Annotated in this window: 1 protein-coding gene; it reads right to left on the reverse strand. The window is 76.8% G+C overall.

Annotated features, from left to right (window positions below; translation table 11 throughout):
- On the reverse strand, positions 1 to 1,416 hold a 1,416-nt coding region (gene lnt, locus HLB09_RS17045; RefSeq protein ID WP_171204478.1), incomplete at both ends, for an apolipoprotein N-acyltransferase.

Raw genomic sequence — 1,416 nt, forward strand, 5'->3', positions numbered from 1 at the left:
CCCACAGGGTGTCGACGTCGTCGGCGTCGGGGCGGTAGGCGCCGGTCCAGACGGTGCCGGCGAGGTCATCGTCGGTCTTGACGTCGTAGCGGTAGAAGTCCCCGTCTCCGAGGAGCTCGCGGCGGGGGTCAGGCTGGTGCGCAGGGGGACCTCCTGGACGAGGACGTCGGGGGTGAACAGCTCGGTGGTGCGGCCCGTGCTGCCGTCCGGGGCGATGACCGCCGAGACGCCCACGGTGGACGCGTGGACGACCGCTCGGCCCTCCTCGACGGCCCGCACCCGGGAGATGGCGAGCTGCTGGACGCTCTCGTCGGTGAAGCCGAACGTGGCGTTGTTCGTCGGGACGACGAGCAGCTCGGCGCCGCCGCGGACGACGTCGTCGACGAGGCCGTCCTCGACCACCTCGAAGCAGATGAGGGCGCCCAGCCGGGCTCCGGCGACGTCGAGGAGGCCGGGCCGCTCCCCCGGCACCATGTCGGCGCGCACGAGGTCGACCTTGTCGCTGAAGAGGCGGAAGAAGTCGCGGTGGGGCACGTACTCGCCGAAGGGCACCGGGTGCCGCTTGGCGTAGACCTGGGTCGGGCCCTCCCCCGGCTCCCACACGACGACCACGTTGCGCAGCTCGTCGTCCTCGAGCTCGTCCCCCGCGCCCCCTGTGCTGCCCGTGCCCGCCTCGAGGTCCGCGGGCAGCCCGGTGCCTCGGCTGCCGCGGACGAGCGTGCCGACGAGCACCGGCGCCCTGATCGCCCGGACGGCCTCCTCGATGCGGTCGGCGGCGTCGGCGTTGGCGAACGGGTCGATGTCGCTGGCGTTCTCGGGCCAGACGACGACGTCGGGCTGCGGCGCCCGCCCCGCGGCCACGGCGTCGGCCAGCTCCTCGGTGGCGCGCACGTGGTTGTCGAGGACGGCGCGCCGCTCGGCGTTGAAGTCCAGGCCCGGCTCCGGCACGTCCCCCTGCACGGCGGCGACGACGAGGGTCCCGGCCTCCGCGGCCGTGGGGCGCGGCACGAGCGCCCCGCCGGCGGCGAGGAGCGCCGCGAGCACGAGCGGGGGCAGCACCCGCGCGGTCGACCGCGCGAGCGCCCGCGGGGCGGTGGACGACGGACCGGCGGGGTGCGACGTCTCCTCGCGGCGGAGCCGGTGCTCTCCCACCGCTGCCGCGAGGTGCAGGAGGACCAGCGCCAGCGCGGCCCCCGTCGTCGCGACGGCGAAGGACACGAGCGGCGCCCCGCCCAGGGCGGCCAGCCCGACGGTCGGCGCGTCCGCCTGGCTGAAGGCGAGCCGTCCCCAGCCGAAGCCACCGAAGGGGAAGCGGCCCCGCAGGGCCTCCGCACCCGTCCACACCGCGCCCGCGCCGACCGCCTGCAGGCACGCCGTCGCCGCGCCGGGGGGCGCCCAGGCGCCCGGCGGCACCTC

Origin of the sequence: Pseudokineococcus marinus, assembly GCF_013004605.1 — a bacterium.
Lineage (GTDB): Bacteria > Actinomycetota > Actinomycetes > Actinomycetales > Quadrisphaeraceae > Pseudokineococcus > Pseudokineococcus marinus.